Source organism: Prosthecobacter sp. (assembly GCF_044232965.1).
In the GTDB taxonomy this organism is placed as follows: domain Bacteria; phylum Verrucomicrobiota; class Verrucomicrobiia; order Verrucomicrobiales; family Verrucomicrobiaceae; genus Prosthecobacter.
The window spans coordinates 56,767-79,522 of record NZ_JBIIKX010000007.1 but is presented as its reverse complement, the minus strand read 5'-3'; the positions used below and the strand labels follow the sequence as shown (position 1 = coordinate 79,522).

General features: G+C 60.9%; 20 protein-coding genes. 16 read left to right on the top strand and 4 right to left on the bottom strand.

Features of this window, described 5'->3' with window-relative positions:
- Positions 1–26 precede the first annotated feature (26 nt).
- Positions 27–1,061, bottom strand: coding sequence for an alpha/beta hydrolase family protein (locus ACILSI_RS04925; protein WP_395720735.1), 1,035 nt, complete (start codon positions 1,059–1,061; stop codon positions 27–29).
- Between the two features lie 98 nt (positions 1,062–1,159).
- On the opposite strand from ACILSI_RS04925, the gene ACILSI_RS04920 reads away from it, so the two are divergent.
- Positions 1,160–1,402: a hypothetical protein gene (locus ACILSI_RS04920; RefSeq protein ID WP_395720734.1), complete on the top strand. Its 243-nt coding sequence runs from the start codon at positions 1,160–1,162 to the stop codon at positions 1,400–1,402.
- On the opposite strand, the gene ACILSI_RS04915 is transcribed toward ACILSI_RS04920, so the two are convergent.
- Positions 1,395–2,399, bottom strand: a complete 1,005-nt coding sequence (locus ACILSI_RS04915) for a methyltransferase (protein ID WP_395720733.1) — start codon at positions 2,397–2,399, stop codon at positions 1,395–1,397. The genes ACILSI_RS04920 and ACILSI_RS04915 overlap by 8 nt on opposite strands.
- 80 nt (positions 2,400–2,479) lie before the next feature.
- On the opposite strand from ACILSI_RS04915, the gene ACILSI_RS04910 reads away from it, so the two are divergent.
- The 15 genes from ACILSI_RS04910 to ACILSI_RS04840 all read left to right on the top strand — a co-directional run bounded on the left by ACILSI_RS04910 (position 2,480) and on the right by ACILSI_RS04840 (position 21,300).
- On the top strand, positions 2,480–3,436 hold the full coding sequence (locus ACILSI_RS04910) for a threonine dehydratase (protein ID WP_395720795.1): 957 nt from the start codon (positions 2,480–2,482) through the stop codon (positions 3,434–3,436).
- 194 nt (positions 3,437–3,630) lie between these two features.
- A complete protein-coding gene (locus tag ACILSI_RS04905; RefSeq protein ID WP_395720732.1) occupies positions 3,631–4,953 on the top strand; it encodes a dipeptidase in 1,323 nt (440 codons plus the stop codon).
- Entirely contained in the window at positions 4,950–6,302 is a 1,353-nt protein-coding gene (locus tag ACILSI_RS04900; protein WP_395720731.1) for a sialidase family protein, read from the top strand. The genes ACILSI_RS04905 and ACILSI_RS04900 overlap by 4 nt, the downstream gene beginning before the upstream one ends.
- Before the next feature lie 5 nt (positions 6,303–6,307).
- Positions 6,308–8,380 carry a DUF1553 domain-containing protein gene (locus tag ACILSI_RS04895; RefSeq protein WP_395720730.1) on the top strand — a complete coding sequence of 691 codons (2,073 nt, stop codon included), beginning with the start codon at positions 6,308–6,310 and terminating at the stop codon, positions 8,378–8,380.
- A 16-nt stretch (positions 8,381–8,396) separates the two neighbouring features.
- Entirely contained in the window at positions 8,397–9,554 is a 1,158-nt protein-coding gene (locus ACILSI_RS04890; RefSeq protein WP_395720729.1) for a YhcG family protein, read from the top strand.
- Positions 9,551–10,885 carry a DUF1501 domain-containing protein gene (locus ACILSI_RS04885; RefSeq protein ID WP_395720728.1) on the top strand — a complete coding sequence of 445 codons (1,335 nt, stop codon included), beginning with the start codon at positions 9,551–9,553 and terminating at the stop codon, positions 10,883–10,885. Before ACILSI_RS04890 ends, ACILSI_RS04885 begins: the two co-directional genes overlap by 4 nt.
- Entirely contained in the window at positions 10,882–12,426 is a 1,545-nt protein-coding gene (locus ACILSI_RS04880) for a hypothetical protein (protein ID WP_395720727.1), read from the top strand. The genes ACILSI_RS04885 and ACILSI_RS04880 overlap by 4 nt, the downstream gene beginning before the upstream one ends.
- Positions 12,427–12,430: 4 nt before the next feature.
- A complete protein-coding gene (locus ACILSI_RS04875; RefSeq protein WP_395720726.1) occupies positions 12,431–14,173 on the top strand; it encodes a DUF4838 domain-containing protein in 1,743 nt (580 codons plus the stop codon).
- A gap of 7 nt (positions 14,174–14,180) precedes the next feature.
- Positions 14,181–16,244: an alpha/beta hydrolase family protein gene (locus tag ACILSI_RS04870; RefSeq protein ID WP_395720725.1), complete on the top strand. Its 2,064-nt coding sequence runs from the start codon at positions 14,181–14,183 to the stop codon at positions 16,242–16,244.
- A gap of 37 nt (positions 16,245–16,281) precedes the next feature.
- Positions 16,282–17,331, top strand: coding sequence for a ComEC/Rec2 family competence protein (locus tag ACILSI_RS04865; RefSeq protein WP_395720724.1), 1,050 nt, complete (start codon positions 16,282–16,284; stop codon positions 17,329–17,331).
- An 87-nt stretch (positions 17,332–17,418) separates the two neighbouring features.
- Positions 17,419–18,276, top strand: coding sequence for a hydrogen peroxide-dependent heme synthase (hemQ, locus tag ACILSI_RS04860; protein ID WP_395720723.1), 858 nt, complete (start codon positions 17,419–17,421; stop codon positions 18,274–18,276).
- 29 nt (positions 18,277–18,305) lie between these two features.
- Complete coding sequence (locus ACILSI_RS04855; protein ID WP_395720722.1) at positions 18,306–19,088, top strand: thiazole synthase; 783 nt, start codon at positions 18,306–18,308, stop codon at positions 19,086–19,088.
- A 193-nt stretch (positions 19,089–19,281) separates the two neighbouring features.
- Positions 19,282–19,551, top strand: coding sequence for a 30S ribosomal protein S14 (rpsN, locus tag ACILSI_RS04850; RefSeq protein WP_395720721.1), 270 nt, complete (start codon positions 19,282–19,284; stop codon positions 19,549–19,551).
- A 71-nt stretch (positions 19,552–19,622) separates the two neighbouring features.
- A complete protein-coding gene (locus ACILSI_RS04845) occupies positions 19,623–19,874 on the top strand; it encodes an FmdB family zinc ribbon protein (RefSeq protein ID WP_395720720.1) in 252 nt (83 codons plus the stop codon).
- A 28-nt stretch (positions 19,875–19,902) separates the two neighbouring features.
- Positions 19,903–21,300, top strand: a complete 1,398-nt coding sequence (locus tag ACILSI_RS04840) for a hemolysin family protein (RefSeq protein ID WP_395720719.1) — start codon at positions 19,903–19,905, stop codon at positions 21,298–21,300.
- A 6-nt stretch (positions 21,301–21,306) separates the two neighbouring features.
- Here the strand turns inward: ACILSI_RS04840 and ACILSI_RS04835 are convergent, their stop codons facing one another.
- Entirely contained in the window at positions 21,307–22,341 is a 1,035-nt protein-coding gene (locus tag ACILSI_RS04835) for a threonine aldolase family protein (RefSeq protein WP_395720718.1), read from the bottom strand.
- Positions 22,338–22,748 (bottom strand): MauE/DoxX family redox-associated membrane protein, encoded by a 411-nt coding sequence (locus ACILSI_RS04830; RefSeq protein ID WP_395720717.1) that lies wholly within the window; start codon positions 22,746–22,748, stop codon positions 22,338–22,340. The genes ACILSI_RS04835 and ACILSI_RS04830 overlap by 4 nt, the downstream gene beginning before the upstream one ends.
- Positions 22,749–22,756 lie beyond the last annotated feature (8 nt).

The window sequence follows — 22,756 nt, the reverse complement described above, 5'->3', positions numbered from 1 at the left end:
CGGGCCTATGTCAGGCATTCTCCGCCTCATTTGCCACTTTCGCCCTCGACATCGAGCGGGATGAAATCACGCACGTCCCACACCACCGGCTGCCCTCGGCGCTGCTTCGCCAGCCAGTTCAGCGCGGCCTGATGCACGATCTCATGCCCGCCTTCAAAGATCGTCAGCCGGGTGTTGCCGCTGATGTGGCGGAAGATCGGAACTTTTACACCATAGCTCGCATCCGGTGGAGCAGACTGCCAGCCTGGCGGCAGTTTCTGCGTTTCGTAAAACAGCGGGAAGGCGTTCGCATCAAGACGACCCGCCTCCGCAGCCACGGCATTGAAGGCCCGCAGCGCATGCGTGAACGGCACACTGCCCGCACGACCATCGTGAATGCCATGCGCGATGTCGAGCGGCACTGCGGCGGCTTGCTTCAAGCAGCTCAGCGGCGAACGCTTCCAGGCTTCTGGATCGCCTTTGGTCGGCGCATGCCCGAGCGCGGCCTCAATGTTCTGTGCATACTTGTCCGGCACGCCGTTTTTCGTGTGCTCCGCATGCCATTGGGCGATGTCGTCGATACCGCACCACGCGCTCACCCCGGCCCAGATTTCGGGATGTCGGCCCGCCATCAGCATCGCCATGTGCCCACCACCGCTCACACCGACGAGATAAATCCGCGTCTCATCCACCTGCGTCTGCTGTTTTGCCCACGCCACTGCCTCCACCACATCCTGCACCGCGCGATCACTGCCGAGCGCTGGCGGCGTCCAGTTCGGCCCGCGAAAATCAGGATGCACAAAAGCCCAGCCCTGTGCGACGCACCACTCCGCATACACCGCGTCACCACCGGCGGAGGCATAGCTGCTGCTCCAGGTGTGCAGACCCACCAGCAGCGGCTTCTTTTCCGTCGTGGACGGTGCGAACCACATCGCCTCCTGCGTCGCGCCATCGCTGCAAGGAATACCGACTTTCGTGATCTGCGACGGCCAGCGCTTTGGCGCGGGTTTGCTGATCAAAGGTGTTTGGGCATGCAGCGAGGACATGAAAGCGAGAGCGATGACCGAATGGAGGGACTTCATGGCAAAAGAACGCGCTGTTCAGCGCCTTCCAAACAGGACATCACACCTTTGGCGGGAAATCTCATGGCAAAGCCTCACGGTGGGAGCTAATGGAACCGATGAAATTGGAACAAGGCCAGATTTGGAAAAAGGGCGATGAGTACCTGCGCATCGTCGAGTGGGCGCGGCTCTCTATCGAGTACAAGCGCATGAAAGACCCGCTCACCAAGGAAGGCACGCTGCACAAGGTCACAAAAAAGGAGTTCTGCCGTCTGCTGAAGGGCGCGGAACTAGTGGTGCTGGAAAAACCAGCGGAGAAAGCACCTGAGGACGACGGCCCGGAAGAGCAACCGCTCATTTGATGCCGATCACCATCGAGTCGGGGCCGACCAGATGCTCGACGCGGCAGTCTTTGAACCCGGCCTCCTGCATCCAGCCGATGCAGTCCGCGCCGGTGTAATCAAACCCGCCGGGAGTTTCGATCAGCATGTTCAGGCTCATCAAAAGGCCGAAGGCGTTTTGCGAGCGGTCGTCATCAATGATGGCGTCATAGACCACCACCGCGCCGCCCGACTGCAGCGCGGCATGCGCCTTGCGCAGCAGCATGCGTTTCGTGTCGAGATCCCAGTCGTGTAGGATGTGACCAAAGAGCAGCACATCGGCCTGCGGCAGCGCATCAGTGAAGAAACTGCCGCCCGCAAAGCTCACGCGGCTGGCCAGCCCGTTCGCGGCCACATAATCCTCAAACACCGGACCCACTTCCGGCAGATCAAAGCCCAGTCCCTTCAAATGCGGGTTCGCCAGGGCAATCTGGGTGACGAGGTCTCCCTGCGCCGTGCCGATGTCCGCGCAGCTTTGATACTGCGACCAGGGAAACTTCCGCGCGATGGCCATGTTCGCGCCCCGGCTGACACCAGACATCGCCCGCAGGAACTCACGCAACCGCGCTGGATCAGCGTAAATCGCGGCAAACGGATCATGGCCGCCTTTGGACTCGTTTTGGGATTCACCCGTGCGCACGGCTGCCGTCAGACCGCCCCAGAACGGATAAAGACGATGGTTCGCCATCTCCAGAATGCCTCCTATGTAGGACGGCTTTGCCTTGTCGAGAAACAGGCTCGTCTCAGGCGTGTTGCTGTAAACACCGTCGATGCGTTGAAGGAAGCGAAGCGCGACAAGCGCATCCAGAAAATCCCGCGCCCCGCGCGGATGCAGGCCCAGACGCCCCTGCAAAGTGGCAAGATCACCCGGATGCTTCGCCAGCTCGGTGAAGATCTCCATTTCCACCGCGCTGAGCAGTGCCTTGGCGTTCCAGAAAGCGAGGCCGGTTTGCAGGATGCGGTCAGGTGAGATGTCCATGCGCGAAAATAACGCGGTGCAGAGGCATGACAAGCGCGTGACTTTCCTCAGATCATGCCTAGCCGTGCCGGATGGAACCTCTGCCAACCCTGAGCGAAATCGAAGCCGCCAAGGTGCTCATTCGTCCGCACATTCGCGAAACGCCAACCTATCGCTGGCCGCTGCTCGAGGCGTGCCTCGGCTGCGAGCTGTGGTTGAAGCATGAGAACCACACGCCGGTCGGCGCTTTCAAGATTCGCGGCGGGCTCGTCTATATGGACGAATTAAAACGCCAGCAGCCCGACGTGCGCGGTGTCATCGCCGCCACAACGGGCAATCATGGGCAGTCCATCGCTTTCGCGGCCAAGCTGAACGGCCTGCGGGCTGTGATCGTGGTGCCGCATGGCAACAACCCGGAAAAGAACAACGCCATGCGCTCGTTGGACGCCGAACTCGTCGAGCATGGCCGCGAATTTCAAGAAGCCCTCGAATACTCGCGCGAACTGGCCGCGAAAGAAGGCCTGCATGCCGTGCCGTCGTTTCATCCCTGGCTCGTGCGCGGCGTGGCGACGTATGGCTTGGAAATGTTTCGCTCCGTCGCGGATTTGGACGCGGTTTTCGTGCCCATCGGCCTCGGTTCCGGCTTCTGCGGTATCGCAGCGGCCCGCGAGGCACTGGGATTGAAGACGAAGATCATCGGCGTCGTGTCCGAGCATGCACCAGCGTATGCATTGTCGTTTCAGCAGCGACAGTTCATCGAGCAATCAAGCACGACACGCGTGGCGGAAGGCGTGGCGTGCAAAACGCCGAACAAGGACGCGCTGGAGCATGTGATTCGTCATGCGCATGACATCGTGACCGTGAACGATGACGAAGCCATCGCCGCGATGCGCGAGATCATCCAAGCCACGCACAACATCGCCGAAGGCGCCGGTGCGCTGGCCTACGCGGCGCTGAAAAAACAGCGCGAGCAGTGGCAGGGCAAACGCGTGGCCTGCGTGCTCACCGGCGGCAACGCAAGCATGGGCATGCTGCGTGAGTCGCTTCAGACAAGCTGAATCAATGAAGGCCAAGGGGCTTCCCTCATTCAGCCCAAGGTTGCGCGAAGCGCTACCCCGGGTTTCGCATCACAACGATTTCGAGTCTATGAATTGGAGCAATGCTAAGACCACGCCACCGGCGTTGCAAGATGCAATCTGGCCGCTTTGGCCGCGATGAACTGTCGTTGAGCGGCGTTTGTTGAGTTCACTTCATGAGCACCCCGATCTCCCGCCGCCGTCTGCTTCAAACTTTGCCGCTCGCCACTCTCGCCAGCAGCCTTCACATCCATGTCCGCTCCCAGGAGTCAAAAAAGTCCTGGATCACCGGCAACCCGGCCATCGACAAGCCGCGCGAGGTTGCACTCAACCTGCTGAAGCCAACGCAGGCGCAGATCGACCACGCGTGGGAGCTGCATTTCGGCTCGGTGGTGTTTGAGAGCTACGGTTTCGCTCCACGCTGCGCCATTGATGCGGAGGCGATGAACGCGGCCATCAAGTCGGGCGCTTCCGCTGGTGAGATCGCCGATCTGCGCGAGTCGATGGGCATGAACCGCAACGCGACGAACGAGCGCGAGCGAAAGGAGTTCCTCGACGCCTTCCATGCGGCGGGCGTGACCTGCATCTTCCAAAACACGGGGGAGGAAGGCAGCGATCCGATGCGGCTGATCAAACGTCTCGCGCACTTCACCAAGGCGACCGACTTGATGAAGCCCGCGCTGTCCAAGGTGGTCACGGCGGAGGAAATTGTGGCTTTGAAGAAGTCAGGGAACGTCGGCCTGTGCTTCACCACCAACGGCGTGCCGCTCATGCAGGATTGGGAAAGCGTGAAGGATGAACTGCGCTTCATCCGCATCTTCCACGAGCTTGGCACCCGCATGATGCACGCCACCTACAACCGCCGGAATCCCATCGGCGACGGGGCAGGCGAACCGCACGACGGCGGATTGAGCGATTTCGGCCACGCCGCCGTCGCGGAGATGAACAAGGTCGGCGTCATTGTTGATGTGGCGCACAGCGGCTGGAAAACAGCCTTCGACGCGGCCAAGGCCTCTGCCAAACCGATGGTGGCCAGTCACACGACCTGCGCATCCTTGTACAAACACTTCCGTGGCAAGCCCGACGACACCATCAAGGCCATCTGTGACACGGACGGCCTCGTCGGCATGTGCTGCATCCCCCGTTTCCTAGGCGGCAAGGGCGACATCACCGCGCTGATGGACCATCTCGACCACGTCATCAAAAAGTTCGGCTCCAAGCACGCCGCCATCGGCTGCGATGTGGCCTACACCTCACGTTTCGACAAAGAAGAACGCGCCAAACTGATGAAGGCCCCCGGCGGTCCCGCAGATCGCTGGGAGCATCTGTGGCCGAAGGATGACTATCAAACGACTATCGAAGCCGAGCAGAGCGTCGCTTGGTCGAACTGGCCTCTTTTCACCCTCGGCATGATCCAGCGCGGCCACAGCGATGAGGCGATCCGACAAGTCATCGGCGGAAACATGCTGCGCGTGCTGAAGGCGAACACGGTGTCATGAGATCATTCATACTTGCCGCAGTGATCAGCCTGATGGGTTCGGCGATTGCCGCTGATCCGCTGGTGCTCGTTCAACCACGCGTCACCATCGTCGAACGTGAAGGCATCACCGGTGGCGGACAGATTGTTTCGGCGGGAGGTCGGCTGCTGATGTTCTACCCGAATCATCCTGATGACTTTGGTGGCAGCGGAGGCTCGGGCGCGAGTGTTTCGGAGGATGGCGGAGCCTCCTGGAAAGCACAGCCGGATGACTGGCCGATGGCGAAGATGGTGGATCTGTGGGCGGATCGTCTGCGGAATGGGGATCTGCTCGCGTTTGGCATTCGCTGGGTGCCTGATCCGAAGAAACGCGGCGAGATCACCGCGAAGGATGTGCCTGAGGATGCGTATCAAATCGCGATCTCGAAGGATGAGGGACGCACCTGGCAGTCGCAGACAGCGGTGATCGAGTGTCCGGCGGAATTTGGCGTGATCGCGAGGCCGTTGCCGCATGTGTTCGAGGATGATAAGAGCGCTCTTTTCATGCCTGCCTATGCGTGGGGCAAGCATGGCAACCACGCGCTGCTTTTGACCTCGGTGGATCGCGGCAAGCGCTGGACGGTGCTTTCGAGCATCACGACGGCGGCGGCGATGGTGAAGGCGGGAGCACCAGTGACGACGCCGTGGCTCGAAACGACCGTCTCGCCGACGAAAAGCGGCGACTGGCTCGCCATCGTGCGCACAGGCAGCAGCTCGAAAGCATCACTCGTGAGCGCGCGGTCAGCGGATCGTGGCAAGACGTGGTCCGTGCCTGATAAGCTGCCCATCGCGGGCAAGTTGCCGACGTTGCAGCTCCTGCCGAATGGCGTGCTCGCGTTGCTCACGGCGCACTCGAAGAATCATAGCCGTCTTTACCTCTCCGCCGATGGAAATGGCCGCGAATGGAGCAAGGCTCACGTTTTGACGAGCCTCAGCGGCGGCAATGCGGGCATGACATCGGCGGCCGATGATTCGCTGGTCGTCATCACGCCTGCGAATCGCCGTATTGATGCATGGCGCGTGTCGATCCGCCCGCCGAGTGCTGTGGCGCAAAATGTGGCGGCACCTGCGGATATCACCTTTGCCAAAGGCGTGCTGTCGTGGGCGGGATCGGGCGCGATTTATCGAGTGACGCCGGTTTTGATCAAGCCGGCTGTGGGTTACGAAGACACCGAAGTTCTGCCCCACGCCAGCATTGCGACATCTGATCAGAAACTCGACCTCAGCCGCCAGCTTTTGATCGGGGCGACGTATGTGTTCGAGGTCAGCGCCGTGGACGCGGAGGGACGTGTGTCCGCTCCGTCTCGGAGTGCTGAATTTATGAATCGCTGAATGTCATGCGCTGCCTCCTGCCATGCTTGATGTGGATCGTCCTTCCTGCGGTGGGCGCGGAGGTGCATTGGTCTCTTCTTCCGCCGAAAAAGGCCGCTGTGCCGGTGGTGAAGGCGAAGGACTGGCCGTTGCGAGAGCTGGATCATTTTGTCCTCGCGAAGATGGAGCAGCAGAAGCTCACGCCGAGTGCCGACGTGGATACTGGCAGCCTCGTGAGGCGGCTCTCGTTTGATCTGATCGGTCTGCCGCCTGCGGAGGTGCCTGGAGCGGCTGACTTGCCGCAGATCGTGGATGCTCTTTTGAAGAGCCCTCACTTTGGCGAGCGCTGGGGGCGTCACTGGCTGGATTTGGCGCGATACGCCGACAGCAATGGCCGCGACCGCAATGTGATTTTTCACCATGCTTGGCGATACCGCGATTACGTCATCGCTTCATTCAATAACGACAAACCTTACGATAAGTTCATCCGTGAGCAGATCGCCGGAGACTTGATGCCCGCTGAGAATCTGACGCGGCGAGATGAGTTGCTCACGGCTACGGGTTTCCTCGCGCTGGGCGCGAAGGCGCTGGAGGAGCAGAAGCCGGAGATCTACCGCATGGATGTGATCGACGAACAGATCGAAACGATCAGCCGCAGCGTGCTCGGACTTTCCGTGGCCTGCGCGCGCTGCCACGACCATAAGTTTGATCCCATCCCCACGGCGGACTACTACGCGCTGGCGGGCATCCTGCGCAGCACGCAGCCGCTTCACGGTTACGGCCCGCGCGGCATCAAAGCCACGGCGTTTCATCACACGGAATGGCATGCGCTCGGCGCGGATGCGGAGAAGCTCGCACCGGCGGCGCTGGCTTACTTCGAGAAGCTGGATGCGGACATGCTGGCGATGCATGAGGCCCGCTCGGCACGCTACAGTGTGTCCAAACGCATCCCCGAGAAGAAACGATTGCTGGCGACGCTGAAGGGCGAAGAGAAGGACAAACTCGCCGCCGAGATCGCCGAGATGGAGGCGAAGGTGGCGGACTGGAATGTGAAAGTGGCTGCGCTGGAAAAGGGTGTGGAGGAGCTGAAGGACGCCGCGCCCCCGCAACCCGCGTGGGCCATGGGCGCTCGTGATCGCGACAAGCCGGAGGACAGCCGCATCCACATCCGCGGCGAGACAACGAATCTCGGCGGCACCGTGCCGCGCGGCTTTCTGCGCGTCATTTCGATCAAGGATGTGCCCGCACCGTCTGCGAAGCAAAGTGGACGGCTTGAACTCGCCCAGTGGCTCACGCATCGTGACAATCCGCTCACGGCTCGTGTGATGGTGAACCGCGTGTGGCAGAAGCTCTTTGGCCGCGCACTCGTCACCACGCCGGATGATTTCGGCATCACGGGCGCGCGGCCTTCGCATCCCGAGTTGCTCGATTTCCTAGCGGTGCGGTTCATGGAGGAAGGCTGGTCGGTGAAGTGGCTCATCAAAGAGATCGTGCTCAGCCGTGCCTACCGCCAGTCGTCCGCACGCACACATGACGCGGACCCGGACAACGTGTGGCTCTCCCGCATGACGCCGCGTTTGATCGAGGCCGAGGCGCTGCGCGATGCCGTGCTCGCCGTGAGCGGCCAGCTCGATCCGTATCCGCCGCAGAAGCCCTTTCTGGATCGCTACCATCCGCAGCGGGACGCCGAGCTTTTCACCTTCAAGCCCTTCATGACCACGGCAGATATCGTGGATGATCATCGAAGCGTCTATCTGCCCGTCGTGCGCGGCACGCTGCCGGAAATCTTTACCCTCTTCAATTTCGCACCGCCAGAGCGACCCGTGGCGCAGCGTGAGGAGAGCACCCTGCCCGCACAAGCACTGCATCTCATGAACAATCCGTGGATCATCGAGCAAGCGGGGCATCTCGCGCGCCGTGTGACCGTTGGCGGCACGGATCCACTCACGCGTTTGTATGAGCTGGCCTTTGCCCGAAAGCCCACCGAGATCGAAATCAACCGCGCCACCGCATTTCTCGGCCCTAACGCCTCTGAAGAACGCTGGACCAGCCTTTGCCAGACCGTGCTGGCCTCGGCGGAGTTTCGTGTGCTGAGATAGATTCCCTTTTTCCGCCATGCCCTCCTCCCGCAAATCCAAGCAGCAAGCCCTCGCCAAGCCACCTGAGCGTCGTGCTCGTGGTCGAGCCCGTGAAGATGCGCGTTTCACCGCCGTGGCTACGAAGGGTGACATGCCAGAGGGCTACGGCAGTCTTCTTGGCGAGATCAAGAGCCGCCTCACCCAGGCACGTCTGCGCACGGTGCTGGCGGCCAACGCGGCGATGGTGGTGGCGTATTGGGATGTAGGCCGCTCCATCCTGGCCCGCCAGCAGGCTGAGGGCTGGGGTGCGAAGGTCATCGACCGCCTTTCAGCGGACTTGCGTCAGGCATTCCCGGACATGAGCGGACTCTCTCCGCGCAACCTCAAGTACATGCGTGCCTTTGCCGCCGCATGGCCGGACGGCGCAATTGTGCAAGAGGCTCTTGCACAAATAGGCTGGTATCAAAACGTCGCCCTGCTCGACAAGCTCACGACTCCGCAGGAGCGGCTATGGTATGCGCAAAAAACCGCGCAGCATGGCTGGTCGCACTCCATCCTCAGCCTGCAAATCGAAACCCAGGCGCATCGGCGCGAGGGCAAAGCGCAGAACAATTTCCAGCTCACTCTGCCGCCTGCGGACTCCGATCTCGCGGCGCAGATTTTCAAAGATCCGTATCTCTTCGATTTCATTGGCACGGGTGACCCGCGACGCGAGCGCGAGGTCGAGCAGGCGCTCGTCGATCACATCCAGCGTTTCCTGCTCGAACTCGGCGCGGGATTCGCCTTCGTTGGCAAACAGGTGCATCTGGAAGTGGGAAGTCAGGATTTTTACCTCGACCTGCTTTTCTATCATCTGCGGCTGCGGCGCTATGTCGTCGTTGAGTTGAAGAACCGCGAGTTCCAGCCTGGAGACGCCGGACAGATGAATCTTTACCTCTCCGCAGCGGACGATCTGCTCCGTCATGCGGATGATCAGCCCACCATCGGACTGCTGCTGTGCAAAGGCCGGAACAAGCTCGTCGTCGAGTATGCGCTGCGTGGCATCGAGAAGCCCATCGGCGTGGCACAATGGGCCACACAGCTCGTGGAAAACCTTCCGGCCGAGTTTGAGGCCAGCCTGCCCACGGTGGCGCAGATCGAGGCGGAACTCGCCAGCCATGTGAAACCGAGCGCCAAGCCCCGTGCCAAAAAATGAACACGCCCTCCTTCCACACACGCCGAGACTTTCTCCGCCACACCAGCGCCGGATTCGGCGCTTTGGCATTCTCCGGTCTGGCGCATGCACAGGGGCCGCATTTCTCCGCGAAGGCGAAGCGCGTCATCTTCCTCTGCATGCGCGGCGGGCCATCGCAGATGGAGACCTTTGATCCCAAGCCGGAACTCACGAAACGCACGGGCCAGCAAGGACGACGAGGCAACGTGAAGCTGCTCGGCTCGAAGTGGAAATTCGCCAAACACGGGCAGAGTGGCATCGACGTCGTCGAGCTCATGCCGGAAATCGCGAAGCACGCGGACAAGCTCTGCCTGCTGCGTGGCATGACGACGGATAACGAAAACCACCCACAGGCGCTGGAGCAGCTCCACACCGGAAGTTTTCAGTTTGTGCGGCCCTCCATGGGCGCGTGGGCCGTGCACGGGCTCGGCACGGAGAATGCCGATTTGCCGGGCTTCATCTCCATCAATCCACTCACCGCGCTCGGCGGCCTGCGCTACTACTCCAGCTCGTTTTTGCCCGCCGCATGCTCCGCCACACTGCTTGGCGATGCGAACCGACCCGGCGCGAACCTCACGCTCGGCGACATCACGAATCCACGCCTGCAAAACTCAGCGCAACGCGAGCAGCTCGATCTGCTCCAGGCGATGAATCGAGATTTGCTCGCCCAAACCGCCGATCCTCGCGTCGAAGGCATCATCGACAGTTACGAGCTGGCCTTTCGCATGCAGGGCGAGCTGCCGCGTGTGATGGATCTCAGCGGCGAGAGCAAAGAAACCCTCCAGCTCTATGGCGCGGACAAATCGCCCACGGAGACCTTTGGCAGGCAGTGCCTCCTCGCACGACGCTTCGCCGAGGCGGGCGTGCGCTTCATCGAGATCAGCCACCTCGAGTGGGATCTGCACGGCTCGCTCTACAGCGGCATGATTCGCAACTGCTCGCAGATCGACAAACCCATCGCCGGGCTGCTGCAGGATCTCGATCAACGCGGCTTGCTGGATGACACCCTCGTGCTTTGGGGCGGCGAATTTGGTCGCACACCGGACGACGCCAGTCAGGACGGGCGCGGGCATAACAACAAAGGCTACACCATGTGGATGGCCGGTGGCGGAGTGAAAGCCGGCCACATCCACGGCACCACAGACGAGCTCGGCTACGAAGCCGTCGATGGCAAAGTCCATATCCACGACCTTCACGCGACGATGCTCCATCTGCTCGGTCTCGATCACGAACGCCTCACCTTCCGCCACGGAGGTCGCGATTTTCGCCTCACCGATGTGCATGGGAAAGTGGTGAAGGAGGTCCTCGCATGAAAACAATCCTCCTCGTGCTGCTGTCGGCAGCTTTCGCCACCGCCGCAGAGTCCATCCGCATCGGCAACACACACCAACTTTTCCTCGACGACCATCTCATCGAGCACACGGAGCATCTCACGCGGCGGGTGCAGCAGGCGCGGAAGCATGAGGCAAACCCCATGATCGTGCCGCGGGCGAAATGGGAGCCGGAGGGCTACTTTTTGCCGTCGGTGCTCTTTGATGAGGAGGAGCGCATCTTCAAAGCGTGGATCGATGGCGGCGGGCCGGGCGTGTTTTACTTCACCAGCAAGGACGGCATCAACTGGGAGCGGCCGAAACTGCATCAGTTCCCCGAGTTCGACGCGGAGCCGACGAATCGCGTGATTCTCAGCGGCTTCGAGTTTGATCAAAAAGAAGCGCCGCCGGACAAGCTGGCCTATTTGCGCTCACGCGAGCGCGGATGGACCTACTTTTGCTACGCGAGCGGCGTCATCAAAGACAAGCGCGAGACCGATCCGCAAAAGCGCTACAAGATGGCCTATCTCTGGATCGACCGGAAGTTTCAACGCACGCCCACATCGAAGCCAGGCAAGCTCACCGCGCTGGGCGTGGCCTTCAGCCCCGATGGCATCCATTGGACGCCGCACAACGAGCCCGCGAGCTACGCGACTCTCGATGCGCCGATCCATGTGAACTGGGACGAGAAGTGTCAGCGTTGGATCATGCTCGGACGAGCCTTCGGAGTCGTCACGGATGAAAAGAAGGCCGCGCAGGCCGCCGAGCCGAATCTGCAATACAACGCGGGTCGAGCCGTGATCCGCTGTGAGAGTGCCGACTTCATCCATTGGACGCCGGAGAAGGGCGATCTCGTTTTGGCGAGCGATGCGCAGGACACGCCCACGACCGAAATTTACGATATGCGCAGCATTTCGTATGCCGGGCTGCACATCGGTCTCGTGCACATGTTTCTGAACAATCCCGACAGTGTCACGCTGCCCATCCAGCTCGCCGTAAGCCGCGACAATAAAACCTGGCAGCGTCTCTGCGATCGCTCGCCCTTCCTCGCGCAGGGCGGATTTGGCGAATGGGATCGCAGCGTCATCTCGCCGCCCACAGCCGATCCGCTCGTCGTCGGAGATGAGCTGTGGTTTTACTACACCGGGCGCAACGGCCTGCACAGCACGCGCTGGATTCCCGAGGACAATCCGAAGCTGCTCGCCGGCGTATCGCCGTTTCGCGGCTCGCTCGGCCTCGCCACGATCAAGCGCGACCGCTTTGTCGCCATGGAGGGCAATTACCGCCCCGGCATCCTGCGCACGAAGCCCTTCATCCACGATGGCGGCACGCTGCATGTGAATGCGGCCATGAAATTTGGCCGCCTCACCATCAGCCTGCTCGATGAAGCCGGCACCGCACTCCAAAAAGTCACGCTCAACGAACGCGACGCCACCGACATCGCCATTCCCGAGCTCACCAAGCTCTCCACACGAAAACGCCAGCCCGTGCGACTCGAGTTCAGCGTGCAGAATGGCGGCTTGTTCTCATTTTGGATGGAGTAAAGTCATGCGCTCCCTCGTCCTGCTCTTTCTTTTGTGTTTGATGACTCATCTTCAGGCCGAGCCTGTCGTTCACCATTCAGCAGATGCCAGTGAGACGACCCGGTGGGCAGCGACGGAGCTGCAAAGGTTGCTCGTCGCTGCTGGGATCGATTCCAGCCCCACCATCCGGCTCGTGGCCGACGATTCGCTGCCGCAGGATGGATTTGAGATTCGCAGTGAAAAAGACGGCATCGTCATTGCTGGGAACGACAGCACTCCTGAGGCACTTTGGGCCGTTCCGAGCCACGGGACGCTTTGGGGCGTGTGCGAGTTTGCGGAGCGTTTTCTCGGCGTGCGCTGGCTGTTTCCAGGACCACTCGGCGAGGATGTGCCGAAGCAGAACGCGCTGAGATTTGAGCTGAAGGAGCCGATTCGCGGCCAGCCAGGCTTTGCGGTGCGTTCGGTGGCCTATCTCGGCGAAAGTGATCGCGAGATCACCTCGCGTTACGTTCCAGTGCTCGACTGGATGAAGCATCAGCGGCTCACGAACGGCCTGCATCCCTTCGTCACCGGCTACGGGCACTCGTGGGATGACTATTTGAAGCCCGCCGACTTCGCGGAGCATCCTGAGTGGAAGCCATCGAGCGGCAACTTTGAGCGAAATGGCAAAGTGACCTTCTTCTGCACCACCGCGCCCGGTTTGGTGGAGCTTTTCGCGAAACGCGTCATCGAAACGATGGACCGCAATCCGAAGCGGGAGATGTCGAGCATCTCGCCCACCGACGGCGGCGGCTTCTGCGCCTGCGAGCGATGCAAGCCGCTGCTCGACATCGATCCGCACGGCAAACTGAGCCATGCACGCGCGATGCTCACCTTTTACCAGCGTGTCGGCGAGATCATCGCCCGCGAACGACCCGGGCGCAGACTGGGCGGCTTCGTGTATTACAACTATCAGTATCCGCCCGCGAACGCTCCGAAGTTGACGGACAACGTGAGCCTCTGCTGGGCACCGCTGAACTACTACGGCTACGGTTTGCTCAAGCCGCTGTATCGAGCCGAGTTCGAGAACGTGATGAAGCGCTGGAGCAAGATCACGCCGCATCTTTTCTACCACAACTACTCCACCTGGATGCGCAGCTTCCACGGCGCGCCGCTGCCCGTGAGTCTCGACATCCTGAGGCGAGAACTCCCCACCGCCGCGCAAAACAAAGCCTGGGGCGCGCGCATGGTCGGCACCAGCGCTTGGGGCGCGAACGCGCCGATCAACTACCTGCTCGCCAAACAGCTCTGGAATCCGCAGCTCGATGTCAGCGCCGCTCTCAACGAGTGGCTCGAACGTGCCTACGGCCCCGGCTGGCGGCACATGCGAGCGCTTTACGATGAACTCGACGCCAAAATGGCCGCGCACAAAGAAGCGCAATCTCCCATCTACAAAGGAGCCAACTACGAGGTGAACGAGGAAGTCATGAAGACCATCTACGCACCGCTCTTGGCCACGATGGAGCAGCGCTACCGCACCACCATGGCCGAATGTGCCACCGACGCACAGCGCGCTCGTTTGCAGATGTTCGGCGACAACCTCACGCAGCTTCATTCTGCGCTGCGGAAGGCCGCTTTGATCGCTGACGATGCCAAATCGATGTTCCATCGCGAAGACGCGCCCTTTGCGCAGTTCATGAAGGAGATGGAAAGCACCTTCAGCCTCTATCGCGATGCTCGCGGCATCGATCACGGCCCGATTTGGAAGGGCGAGTGGCGGGAGCCGTAATGGGTGCATGCGATTCCTGATCTTCTTTCTCACTTTGGGTTCTGTACTGGCTGCAGACGATCTCACCGTGCTCGATTCTGCCTCGAAACCGGCGGAGGCGTTTGAGCAGTGGCTCACACGGGAGTTTGTGGCGATGACGGAGCGGCGTAGCGAGGCGTTTGAGAAGATGATCAAGAGCGAGGCGGCCTGCCAAGCATGGCAGGAGGAGCGAAAGGCGTTTTTCCTCGAACGCATCGGCGGGCTGCCGGAGCGCACGCCTTTGAATCCGCAGATCACCGGCACGCTACAAGGCAAAGGCTATCGCGTGGAGAAAATCATCCTGGAGACACGGCCTGCGTTTCATCTGACGGGGAATTTGTATCTGCCGGACACGCCTCCGCCGTGGCCTGCGGTGCTGGTGCCGTGTGGTCATAGTCATGATGGCAAGGCGGCGGGGCAGTATCAGCTCATCTGCATGCTTCTGGCCCGCCATGGCATGGCGGCGCTGTGCTATGACCCCATCGGCCAGGGCGAGCGTTACCAAATGCTCGATTTGGCGAAGGAACGCGCTGTGTTTGACGACGCGCCGCATGTGAAGGTGCCGCATCCGAATGTGCGGCTCATGTGTACCACCGAACACACGATGACGGGCATCAGCAGCGCTTTGATCGGCGCAAATGCGGCGCAGTTTCGCATCTGGGACGGCATGCGCGTCATTGATTACCTCCAAAGCCGCAAAGACATCCTTGCGGACAAGATTGGTTGCACGGGGAACAGCGGCGGCGGCACGGAGACGGCGTATTTGATGGCGCTGGATGATCGCATCCTCGCCGCAGCACCGGGTTGCTACCTCACGACGTTTCGGAAGCTCATTGAGACGAAGGGACCGCAGGATGGCGAGCAGAACATCGCCGGGCAGACCGCCTTTGGCATGGATGAGGCGGACTACTGCATCATGCGTGCACCGAAGCCCACGCTCATCTGCGCGGGCACGCGGGATGTCACCTTCGACTTCAGCGGCACCTGGGACCTGTTTCGCGATGCGAAGCGCTTCTATTCGCGAATCGGCCATCCTGACATGATCGACATGGCCGCTCCTGACGCGCCGCACGGCTTCACGCTGCAACTGCGTGAAGCGGTGACGCGGTTCATGGCGCGGCATCTTCTCGGCAAGGACATCGTCGTGCGCGAGGTGGCGAAACTGCCGGATTCCTTCGATGACAACCAACTCCGTGAGTTGTCGAAACCCGATTGGACGCCGGAGCAGCTCCAATGCTCGCCGAAGGGTCAGGTGATGCTATTGCCGAGCGAACGCAGTGTTTTTCAAATCAACGCCGAGACTGCCGAGAAGCTGAGCAAGACACGCGATAGCGGTTTGGGGCCGAAAACGGTGCGTGAGGTCGTGGGCGCTTCCGAGTCGGTGCCGGAGCCTCAAGTGCAGGTGATTGGCAAGATCGAGCGCGTGGGCTTCAGCATCGAAAAGATGGCTCTGAAGCTCGAAAATGCCTTCCAATTGCCTGGGTTGCTGTTTGTGCCGACGAAGCCGAATGGAAAGGCCATCCTTTATTTGCACGGCAGCAGCATGAAGGCCGAGGTGGATGCTATCGAGCAACTCGCGAAAGCCGGGAACCTCGTGCTCGCCGCCGAGCTGCGCGGCATCGGCGAGACGGAGACGGGCTTTCGGCGGAAGTCGTTCGGAGCAGGCCAGTTTGGTCGCGACAACCTCGAAATCCTCACGGCTTACCTCATGGGCAAAAGCTTCGTGGGCATGCGCACGGATGATGTGCGGAGCTGGGCACGCGTTTTGAAGGCGAAGTCATCCGAGGTGAGCGTGATCGCCATCGGCGAGGCAGCGATTCCCGCGCTGCATGCGGCGGCGCTGGAGCCAGATGCGTTTCAGACGATCACGCTGCGGCAGATGATCCCGAGTTGGGAATTGCTCGTGGGCTCGGAGGGCACCTTCGATCAAACCGTGAACATGGTGCATGGCGTGCTGCGGCACTACGATCTGCCCGATTTGATCCAAATGGTGGGCAAGGAGCGGGTGGTGATCGAGCAGCCGGTGAACGGGATGGGCGTGAAGGTGGAATGAAGTCAGCCACGCGTGGCGTTTATGCGGACTCCTCTGCATGAAAGCCATCTTCGCTGCCTTCCTCGCCCTCACTCTCGCAGTCACTGCGCGTGAGAAGACCCTCGACATTTATTGGATCGACTCAGAGGGCGGTGGCTCGACGTTGATGGTGACCCCGGCGGGTGAATCGGTGCTCATCGACACGGGGAACCCGGGTGGGCGTGATCCTCAGCGCATTCAGAAAGTCGCCATGGAGGTCGCAGGTTTGAAGCGCATCGACCACGTCATCATCACACACTTTCATTTCGATCATTTTGGTGGTCTGGCCGAACTGGCGGCGCTAATGCCGGTTGGGACACTCTATGACAAGGGAATCACGGAGGGCAGCCCGGATGGCAAGGCGCAGGACATGCGCTGGACCTTGATGAGCCGGCCCTATCGCGATGCGAAGGTCGAAAAACGCGTCACGCTGGCCGCAGGCGATGTTTTGCCGCTCAAACAGGCCGAGGGCAGCCCGAAGCTCACGCTGCGATGCCTTGGCGCGAATCAGAAATTCATCCCTCCGTTTCCTGATCAGCCGGAAAACCCGCTGAAGGGCTCTGTGCCGCCGAAAGCGCCCGATCCGAGCGACAATGCGAACAGCGTGGTGATGGTGCTCGATTTTGGCGGTTTCCGCTTCTTTGACGGAGGTGATCTGACGTGGAATGCGGAGGAGAAACTGGTCTCGCCCTTCAATCTGGTCGGCACCGTCGATCTGTATCAGGTGAACCACCACGGTCTGGACAGCAGCAACAATCCCATCCTCATTCAAAGCCTTCAGCCGACCGTTTCTGTGATGAACAACGGTCCGAAGAAAGGCACCAGCAAGAGCGCGATGGACGCGCTGAAATCGACTCCGACGATCCAGGCGATGTATCAGGTGCATGAGAACATTCGTCCCGATGCCGAGAACACCGCCGACAAGGCGATGATCGCCAATCACGGCGATCTGGCGGAGGATTGCGTGGCGCAGCACATCCACTGCGTGGTGAGCGCGGATGGAAAGAGCTACACGGTTGAGGTGCCGTCGCAGAGGCACACACGGATGTTCCAGACGAAGACGAGGTAAGCACAGGCGCAGCAGAAGCCAGTTTTCGGCCATTGAGCCGCCGCGTTTCCGGCGTATGAGGACAGTCATACCCCCAACACCCCGACCATGCTCATTCCGACCTCGTTTCCCACCTCCAACGGCCCTGCTGAATCCAAACCACTGCTCGCGCAGGAGGGCTGGATGGTGCAGCACCTGTTTTACACCATCGACCACGGCTACTGGGCCGCGCTGACGCCGGAGGAGCGGCAGGAGCGTCGCGAGAATTTCACGCGCACGATCGAGGCGATCCGCAAGCATCCGGGCACGCAGTTGCTGGCCTTCGCGATGGTCTCGCCGAAGTCGGAACTGGGCTTCATGCTCATCACGCCGGATCTGCACGATTCGCAGCGCTTTGAGAAGCAGGTCAGCCTGGCGCTTGGCCCGGACGTGCTCACGCCGAGCTACAGCTACCTGTCGATGACGGAGTGGACGGAGTACTCGCAGACGGAGGACGAGTTCAAGGCGCAGATCGAGAAGGCGGAAGGTTTGGCACCCGGCTCGGAGGCTTTTGAGAAGCGTCTCGCGGAGTGGAAGGGCCACATGACGAAGTATTTCAACGACCGCCTCTATCCCAACCTGCCGGACTGGCAGGTGTTCTGTTTCTATCCGATGAGCAAGCGCCGCAGCGTGGGCGCAAACTGGTACGCGAACGAGTTTGCCAAGCGTCGCGAGCTGATGGGCGGGCATGCGAAAACGGGCCGCAAATACGCCGGCAAGGTGCGCCAGCTCATCTCCGGCTCCACGGGCCTCGACAGCCATGAATGGGGCGTGACGCTGTTTGCGCACGATATTTTCCAGATCAAGAGCATCGTCTATGAGATGCGCTTTGATGAAGTCACCACGCAGTACGGCGAGTTTGGCGACTTCTACATCGGCATCCAGACGCCCACGAGCGAGCTGCTGCAGCGGGTGATGCTTGCGTGAGGCCCGATTTGGTTCATTGCTCCCGCCCAGTGCAAAACCAGCCCCTCACCATCGCCAACCGTCAGTTCAACTCCCGTCTCATGCTTGGGACGGGCAAATTCGCGAGCGGCGAGCTGATGCGTGAGGCGATCATCGCCTCGGAGACGGAAATCGTGACTGTGGCGCTGCGGCGGGCGGATTTGACGGGAAAGGGTGATCCGTTTGCGAACATCCTCGATTTCATCCCGAAGAACGTGCTGCTGCTGCCGAACACCAGCGGCGCGATGAACGCGGAGGAGGCGGTGCGCCTTGCCAGACTGGCGGTGGCGGCCGGTTTGCCGAACTGGGTGAAGCTCGAAATCCATCCCGACCCGCGCTACCTGCTGCCAGACCCGATTGAGACGCTCAAGGCGGCCGAAATCCTCGTGAAAGAGGGATTTATCGTGCTGCCCTACATCAATGCCGACCCGGTACTGGCCCGTCGCTTGCAGGACGTGGGTACGGCCACGGTGATGCCTCTGGGCTCGCCCATCGGGTCGCACCAAGGCATCACAACGAGGCGGCAGATTGAGATCATCATCACCCAGGCCACGGTGCCGGTGGTGGTGGACGCGGGCATTGGCGCTCCCAGCCATGCGGCGGAGGCCTTTGAAATAGGTGCGGACGCGGTGCTGGTGAACACGGCCATCGCCGTGGCGGCTGACCCGGTGCGCATGGCACAGGCCTTCAAAATGGCCGTGGAGGCCGGGCGTGGCGCTTATGAGATCGGCCTGGGCGAGAGCGCGGAGGAAGCCGCCGCGACGAGCCCGCTGACGACGTTTCTTTATCAATAAGGCCCGGCTTTCGGGGTGATTCAGCCCTTCACCAGGTAGGTGAAAGCGAGAACACCGCAGAACAAAAGGGCTGCCGCGAGGCACATTCCATAAAAGATGATCATAGAGGCCGGGCATTTACCGCGAATTGACCTTTTCGCCAACGGAAATTTTGCTTGCCAAACCGGGGTCTCGGGGCAAACTCCGCGCCCCTATGGCAAAAACATGCTGGCTCGAGCGCGACAAGCGCAAACGTAAAACCGTCGAAAAGTACGCGAAACTCCGTGCTGAACTGAAGGAGAAGGGCGACTACGTCGGCCTCTCGCTGCTTCCCCGTGATGCAAGCCCGACACGTCTCATCAACCGCTGCCGCGTTTCCGGCCGTCGTCGTGCGTTCATCCGCCGCTTCCAAATGTCTCGTATGACTTTCCGCGAACTCGCCTCCCAGGGCATGATTCCTGGCGTGACGAAGTCGAGCTGGTAGCCTTCCCGTCCGAACTGGCGGTCCGGCCTCTGTTGCCGGCCGCCCGGAGAGGAGGTGTTTCGCTTTCCTGCATGCCCACCTACTCTTACATCGCGGAAGATCCTGAAAAAGGATGCCCTGCCTGCCGCAGGGGCTTCGATCTGCGGCGTCCGATCAGCAGGCCTGCGCTTGAGGCCTGCCCGCTGTGCAAACAGCCAGTCAAAAAGCTCATCTCCGGTTTCAACACGCCGAAGTACACCAAGCCGCTTTCTGTGTCCGACGCCAAGGCCGCCGGGTTCACCATTCTGGAAAAGCGCTGCGATGGGAATTACGAGAAGCTCTGAGCCTCCCAGCCGCGCCTGATCTGCCTCCATGATTCTGTTTTTCGCCAACGCATCCGCCGAACTCGTGCGTGAGTGGAATTTCACGGCCAGCGACTTGTTCTGGCAGGCGGTCATCGTGCTGACCATCGTGCTGCTGAACGCTTTTTTCGTCGCCGCCGAGTTTGCCATCGTCAAGGTGCGCGACAGCCAGCTCACCGCCGCCATCGATGAGGGCACCAGCGGTGCGAAGTTCGCCCAGCACGTCACGCGGAACCTGGACGCCTACCTTTCCGCCGGCCAGCTCGGCATCACGCTCACCAGCATCGCGCTCGGCATTTTCGGCGAGCCGCATGTGGCAATGGTCGTGCAGCCGATGCTGTTCAAGCTGGGAGTTACGAGCGAGACGGTCATCCGCTGGACCTCCATCGGCATCGCCTATGCCATTGTGACTTATCTCCACGTCGTTTTGGGCGAACAGACGCCCAAGGTGCTCGCCATCCGCAAATCACTCGCCGTCACGCTGATCATCGCCCGGCCGCTGCACTTGTTTTACGTCGTGCTGAAGCCCGCCATCTGGATTCTCAGCGCCAGTACGAACGTCATGCTGCGCCTGTTTGGCATCTCTTCCGTCTCCGAGCATGAGATTGCGCATTCGGAAGAAGAACTGCGTCACATCGTGGCGGAGAGCCAGAAATCGAAGGAGGTGACGGAGACCGAGAAGGACATCCTGCTCAACGCTCTGGCCCTCAACGACCGCTGTGTGCGTGATGTGATGACGCCGCGCAACACCGTCATCTCCCTGGATGCCGACGACAGCTTCGAGTCCAGCCTCAAGACCGCGATCGACTCGAAGCACACGCGCTACCCACTTGTCGAGGGCCATCTGGACCACTCCATCGGCATCATTCACATCAAGGATCTGCTGGCGCTCATCGGCAAGCCGCAGCCCGACCTCCGCAAGATCAAGCGTGAGCTTCATATGGTACCGGAGATGATGCCCATCGACAAGCTGCTGCGCTTCTTTCTCGACAAGCATGTCCACGTCGCCCTGGCCGTCGATGAGTTTGGCGGCGCGGTTGGCATTGTCACGCTCGACAACGTGCTGGAGGAGATCGTGGGCGATATTCAGGACGAGTTCGACCACGAGGTCAGCGAGTTCCGCCGCATCAACGAGAACGAGTTCACCGTCGAGGGCACGTTCAACCTTTACGAACTCGCCGATCAGACCGGCATCGATCTCGAAAGTGACGAGGTCACCACCATCGGCGGTTACGTCACGCATCTGCTCGGTCATCTGCCAAAAGTTGGAGAAAAAGTGACCATCGAAGATTACGAGGTCACCACCACCAAGGCTGATCTGCGCCGCGTGCTCCAATTGCACTTCAAGCGTCTTTCCAGTGTCGCAGATGAAGCCGCTGCTGCCGATGGCACGCCCGAGGGCGTTTGAGATCACTCAGGCGAAAACTGTCGCATCAGCGACAAATGCGTCCACATCTGCCTCGGTCGTTCGCCAGGAGCACATCAGGCGCGATCCGCCGCCGATGAAGCTGTAAAAAACCCAGCCGCGCTCCTTGAGGCCGGTTTTGATCTTCTCCGGCAGTTTCGCAAAGACGGCGTTCGCATCGACAGGATAGAGGATCTGCACGCCGGGCAGGTGGCCGAGGGCGTCGGAGAGCCGGCGGGCGAGCACGTTGGCGCTGCTGGCGTGTTTTTTCCAGGTGTCGTTGGTCAGCATGCGCAGCCACTGCGCGGAGATGAAGCGCATCTTGGAGCTGAGCTGCCCGGCCTGCTTGCAGCGGTATTGAAAGTCCTGCGACAGGTCCTTGTTGAAGAACACCACGGCCTCGGTGACGGCCATGCCGAGCTTCGTGCCGCCACAGCACAACACATCGACTCCGGCGCGCCAGGTGATGTCTGCTGGAGAGGTGTTCAACCCGGCCAGCGCGTTGAAAAAACGCGCACCGTCCATGTGGATCGCCAATCCGTGCTGTTTCGCGAGTGCACCAAGTCCGGCGATCTCGCCGGGGCGATAGACGGTGCCCAGTTCGGTGCTTTGGCTGATGCTCAAAGCACGCGGCTTGGGGAAATGCAGGTCATTGCGGCTGGTGGCGATGCGTTCCACATCCGCAGGGTCCAGTTTGCCAAGGGGACTGCGGGCGAGCAGGATTTTCGAGCCGTGGCTGAAAAACTCCGGCGCGCCGCATTCATCCGTCTCCACATGCGCCTCATGCGCGGTGATGATGCTGTTGTAGCTGCGGCACAGCGTCGCAAGCGCGAGCGAATTGGCCGCCGTGCCGTTGAAGACGAAGTACACATCGCAATCGGTCTCAAAGAAGCACCGGAAGGTCTCGCAAGCTTCCGCCGTGATCGAATCGGCCCCGTAGCTCGGCTGGTAGCCCTGGTTCGCCTCTTCGAGCGCCTGCCAGGCCTCAGGGCAGACGCCGGAGGTGTTGTCGGAGGCGAAGTGGTATTTCAATTCAGTGCTCATGCCTTGGATTTCGGTTTGCCGTGCCAGACCAGCACGATGCCCGCCGCCAGCAGCAGCAGGTCACGCAGAATAAGGTCGCGGTAATTCGAAGACGCGTCCGAGTGTCCGAAACAACCGCAGCGGATGTCGATACCACGCCACCAAGAGATGCCGATGGCAATGAGGAAGACCAGCAACGAGGCGTTCAGAATCATGAGGCCGCCGGAGCGCATGAAACCGCTCATCACGGCCAGTCCGGCCAGGATTTCCAGCCAAGGAAGCCCCATCGCCACCCATGCGGCCCAGGGATCTCCCAGCAGATCAAAACTGCGCACGTCATCGAGGAAGGAAATCGGGTCAGCGACTTTTAACAAGCCTGAATATACAAACACGCCGCCGAAGAAAAAGTGAAGAAGGAGTCGAAGCATGGGTTGGC

Excerpts from the sequence above, each read along its gene's own strand:
- ACILSI_RS04900 (WP_395720731.1), top strand. The coding sequence starts at position 4,950 with ATGAGATCATTCATACTTGCCGCAGTGATCAGCCTGATGGGTTCGGCG.
- ACILSI_RS04905 (WP_395720732.1), top strand. The coding sequence starts at position 3,631 with ATGAGCACCCCGATCTCCCGCCGCCGTCTGCTTCAAACTTTGCCGCTC.
- ACILSI_RS04865 (WP_395720724.1), top strand. The coding sequence starts at position 16,282 with ATGAAAGCCATCTTCGCTGCCTTCCTCGCCCTCACTCTCGCAGTCACT.
- ACILSI_RS04885 (WP_395720728.1), top strand. The coding sequence starts at position 9,551 with ATGAACACGCCCTCCTTCCACACACGCCGAGACTTTCTCCGCCACACC.
- rpsN (WP_395720721.1), top strand. The coding sequence starts at position 19,282 with ATGGCAAAAACATGCTGGCTCGAGCGCGACAAGCGCAAACGTAAAACC.
- ACILSI_RS04920 (WP_395720734.1), top strand. The coding sequence starts at position 1,160 with ATGAAATTGGAACAAGGCCAGATTTGGAAAAAGGGCGATGAGTACCTG.
- ACILSI_RS04890 (WP_395720729.1), top strand. The coding sequence starts at position 8,397 with ATGCCCTCCTCCCGCAAATCCAAGCAGCAAGCCCTCGCCAAGCCACCT.
- ACILSI_RS04895 (WP_395720730.1), top strand. The coding sequence starts at position 6,308 with ATGCGCTGCCTCCTGCCATGCTTGATGTGGATCGTCCTTCCTGCGGTG.
- ACILSI_RS04915 (WP_395720733.1), bottom strand. The coding sequence starts at position 2,399 with ATGGACATCTCACCTGACCGCATCCTGCAAACCGGCCTCGCTTTCTGG.
- ACILSI_RS04925 (WP_395720735.1), bottom strand. The coding sequence starts at position 1,061 with ATGAAGTCCCTCCATTCGGTCATCGCTCTCGCTTTCATGTCCTCGCTG.
- ACILSI_RS04835 (WP_395720718.1), bottom strand. The coding sequence starts at position 22,341 with ATGAGCACTGAATTGAAATACCACTTCGCCTCCGACAACACCTCCGGC.
- ACILSI_RS04880 (WP_395720727.1), top strand. The coding sequence starts at position 10,882 with ATGAAAACAATCCTCCTCGTGCTGCTGTCGGCAGCTTTCGCCACCGCC.
- ACILSI_RS04875 (WP_395720726.1), top strand. The coding sequence starts at position 12,431 with ATGCGCTCCCTCGTCCTGCTCTTTCTTTTGTGTTTGATGACTCATCTT.
- hemQ (WP_395720723.1), top strand. The coding sequence starts at position 17,419 with ATGCTCATTCCGACCTCGTTTCCCACCTCCAACGGCCCTGCTGAATCC.
- ACILSI_RS04840 (WP_395720719.1), top strand. The coding sequence starts at position 19,903 with ATGATTCTGTTTTTCGCCAACGCATCCGCCGAACTCGTGCGTGAGTGG.
- ACILSI_RS04870 (WP_395720725.1), top strand. The coding sequence starts at position 14,181 with ATGCGATTCCTGATCTTCTTTCTCACTTTGGGTTCTGTACTGGCTGCA.
- ACILSI_RS04845 (WP_395720720.1), top strand. The coding sequence starts at position 19,623 with ATGCCCACCTACTCTTACATCGCGGAAGATCCTGAAAAAGGATGCCCT.
- ACILSI_RS04830 (WP_395720717.1), bottom strand. The coding sequence starts at position 22,748 with ATGCTTCGACTCCTTCTTCACTTTTTCTTCGGCGGCGTGTTTGTATAT.